This is a genomic window from Rhodococcus sp. NPDC060084 (assembly GCF_042730335.1).
Lineage (GTDB): Bacteria > Actinomycetota > Actinomycetes > Mycobacteriales > Mycobacteriaceae > Rhodococcus.
On the sequence record NZ_JBHWWX010000081.1, the window covers coordinates 1 to 3262 of the forward strand.

Sequence of the window (3262 nt, forward strand, 5' to 3'; positions counted from 1 at the left end):
GCGGCCCGCCCGCGTTTCGGTCGCCCCCGCCCGGGACCGGCGCCGCTGCCCGGCCGGCCCCGGTGGTGGCGAATGCGCCACCACCGGGGCCGTATCCTTGTGGGTATGGCCAAGGGCAGTAGCAGCGACAAGGAAGCGAAGGCTGCGGCGAAAGCCGCACGGAAGCAGGCGTCGAAGGAGCGTCGCGGCCAGTTGTGGCAGGCGTTCCAGATTCAGCGCAAGGAAGACAAGCTTCTCCTTCCGTGGATGATCGGGACGCTCGTCGCATCGATCGTCGTGTTCTTCCTCATCGGTTTGATCTTCGGGATCCAGTGGTTCCTGTTGCCCATCGGAATTCTCGTGGGCGTGCTTCTCGCGTTCATCATCTTCGGGCGCCGCGTCCAGAAGTCGGTGTACACGAAGGCCGACGGACAGGCCGGCGCAGCAGCCTGGGCACTGGACAACCTTCAGGGCGCATGGCGCGTCACCCAGGCGGTCGCGGGGACGACGCAGCTCGACGCGGTCCATCGCGTCATCGGCCGCCCCGGCGTCATTCTCGTCGGTGAAGGCAACCCCGGCCGGGTCCGGGGCCTCATGGCTCAGGAGAAGAAGCGCGTCTCCCGCCTCGTCGGCGACACGCCGATCTACGAAGTGATCGTCGGAAACGACGAAGGACAGGTCAAGCTCTCGCAGCTCCAGAAGCACCTGTCGAAGCTTCCCCGCAACATCGACACCAAGCGTATGGACACCATCGAGGGTCGTCTCTCGGCGCTGAGCACCAAGAAGACCGGACCGGCCATGCCGAAGGGTCCGCTGCCCGCCGGCGCGAAGATGCGCAGCGTGCAGCGCACGATCCGTCGCCGCTGACCCCGCATTCCCTCCGTTCCACGCAAAGGCCGCCTCGATCCACTGATCGGGGCGGCTTTTCGGTGCGGTCAGGGACGTCTAGCGGGCGCGGACGATCGCGGTACCGGTCGCGCGGTCGTGCAGGCCGCGGCCGTCGACGTCGGTGACGGTCGCGGGGACGACGAACACGATCAGCATCTGGCGTGCGAGCGCCCGGACGATACCGACCCGGACGGGCGCGTCCACGCGAGCCACGCGCACGCCGGCGAGGAACTGGCCGGGGGTGAACGAGAACAGCGCGACGGTCACGACGCCGACGACGAACCAGATGATCAACGTGTATCCCGAGAGGCGGGAGCTTTCGAGCGGGTTCTCGCCGACCAGGCTCGCCGCGATCGCCATCGACAGGAACCAGTCGAGCGACAGTGCCAGCACGCGGCGCGCCGTCGACACGAGAGACCCGGGTCCGTGCTGGGGAAGACCGAGCAGTTCGCCGGAGTACGCCTGCTCTTCCTGCTGCCCCTTCGGGAGCGCCGCGGAAGGTCCGGAAAGCCAACTGCCCGTCATACGTGCCATACGTCCAGGATAGGCTGGTCGCTGCGGATCACCATGATCCCATGCACCGGCGGTGACCTCTACCACGTTTCTGCCCTGACAGCAGGGGCAATGCGAGCCGTAACACCGTCGAAACATAGGTTTGATGGGCGGGCAACACCAGGTCCATACCGTCTGATCCGACGCAGGCGCCCCAGCACCATGGCGCGCACCGACTGAAGGAGCACAAGCGTGGCGTTCACCACGGCCGAAGAGGTCATCAAGTACATCGCGGACGAAAACGTCGAGTACGTGGATATCCGCTTCACCGACCTGCCCGGCATCGAGCAGCACTTCTCGATCCCGGCGAAGGCGTTCAATCAGGACGTCTTCGAGGACGGCCTGGCCTTCGACGGCTCGTCCGTGCGTGGCTTCCAGTCCATCCACGAGTCGGACATGCTCCTGCTTCCGGACGTGACCACTGCGCGCATCGATCCCTTCCGTGCCGCCAAGACGCTCAACGTGAGCTTCTTCGTCCACGACCCCTTCACTCGCGAGTCGTACTCCCGCGACCCCCGCAACGTCGCGCGCAAGGCCGAGGAGTACTTGGTCAGCACCGGCATCGCCGACACCGCGTACTTCGGCGCCGAGGCCGAGTTCTACATCTTCGACTCCGTGTCCTACGACTCCAAGATGAACGGCTCGTTCTACGAGGTCGATTCCATCTCCGGCGCCTGGAACACCGGTGTGGACTACAACGCCGACGGCACCCCGAACCGCGGCTACAAGGTTCGCCCGAAGGGCGGCTACTTCCCCGTCGCGCCGTACGACCACTACGTGGACCTGCGCGACGAGATCTCCACCAACCTGCAGCTCGCGGGCTTCGAGCTCGAGCGCGCCCACCACGAGGTCGGCACCGGCGGACAGGCGGAGATCAACTACAAGTTCAACACGTTGCTCTCGGCTGCCGACGACCTGCAGCTGTTCAAGTACATCGTCAAGAACACCGCGTGGAAGAACGGCAAGACCGCCACCTTCATGCCGAAGCCCCTCTTCGGCGACAACGGCTCGGGCATGCACGTGCACCAGTCGCTGTGGAAGGACGGCAAGCCGCTGTTCCACGACGAGTCCGGCTACGCGGGTCTGTCCGACCTCGCCCGCTGGTACATCGGCGGCATCCTGCACCACGCGCCGTCGCTGCTCGCGTTCACCAACCCGACGATCAACTCGTACCACCGTCTGGTGCCGGGCTACGAGGCGCCGATCAACCTCGTCTACAGCCAGCGCAACCGTTCGGCCGCGGTCCGTATCCCGATCACGGGCAACAACCCGAAGGCCAAGCGCCTCGAGTTCCGCGCGCCCGACTCCTCGGGTAACCCGTACCTGAACTTCGCCGCGCAGATGATGGCCGGCCTGGACGGCATCAAGAAGAAGATCGAGCCGATGGCTCCGGTCGACAAGGATCTCTACGAGCTTCCGCCGGAGGAGGCCAAGAACATCCCGCAGGCTCCGACGTCGCTCAACGCGGTCATCGACCGCCTCGAGGCCGACCACGAGTACCTCACCGAGGGTGGCGTGTTCACCACCGACCTGATCGAGACCTGGATCTCGCTCAAGCGTGAGCAGGAAATCGCGCCGGTCAACCTGCGCCCGCACCCGTACGAGTTCCAGCTGTACTTCGACTGCTGATCTCGTCACCCGGTCGAGCCGGCGTGCGGGTCTTCGTCCCGTCACACCGCTTTGCAGCGGGTATGCAGTAGATCCACCGAGTCCACCCGCCCCGCGACGACATATCGCCGGGCAGGTGGACTCGGCTGTACGCGGACCGCTGTCCCGTCGACGAGGGTGCAGCGACCGGTCGACCGCGACAGGCCCGGCTCACAGCGACTTGTCGCTGTGAGCC

The 3262-nt window shown here is 65.9% G+C and carries 3 protein-coding genes; 2 read left to right on the plus strand and 1 reads right to left on the minus strand.

Features of this window, described 5'->3' with window-relative positions:
- The first annotated feature begins 105 nt into the window (after positions 1 to 105).
- Complete coding sequence (locus ACFWBU_RS21170; protein ID WP_169620218.1) at positions 106 to 846, plus strand: DUF4191 domain-containing protein; 741 nt, start codon at positions 106 to 108, stop codon at positions 844 to 846.
- 78 nt (positions 847 to 924) lie between these two features.
- On the opposite strand, the gene ACFWBU_RS21175 is transcribed toward ACFWBU_RS21170, so the two are convergent.
- Positions 925 to 1401: an RDD family protein gene (locus ACFWBU_RS21175; RefSeq protein ID WP_169620219.1), complete on the minus strand. Its 477-nt coding sequence runs from the start codon at positions 1399 to 1401 to the stop codon at positions 925 to 927.
- A 210-nt stretch (positions 1402 to 1611) separates the two neighbouring features.
- Here ACFWBU_RS21175 and glnA point away from each other — a divergent pair, with 210 nt between their 5' ends.
- Positions 1612 to 3048 carry a type I glutamate--ammonia ligase gene (gene glnA, locus ACFWBU_RS21180; RefSeq protein ID WP_169620220.1) on the plus strand — a complete coding sequence of 479 codons (1437 nt, stop codon included), beginning with the start codon at positions 1612 to 1614 and terminating at the stop codon, positions 3046 to 3048.
- The last annotated feature ends 214 nt before the right edge of the window (positions 3049 to 3262 follow it).

Coding starts and splice junctions, on each gene's coding strand:
- ACFWBU_RS21170 (WP_169620218.1), top strand. CDS start 106: ATGGCCAAGGGCAGTAGCAGCGACAAGGAAGCGAAGGCTGCGGCGAAA.
- ACFWBU_RS21175 (WP_169620219.1), bottom strand. CDS start 1,401: ATGGCACGTATGACGGGCAGTTGGCTTTCCGGACCTTCCGCGGCGCTC.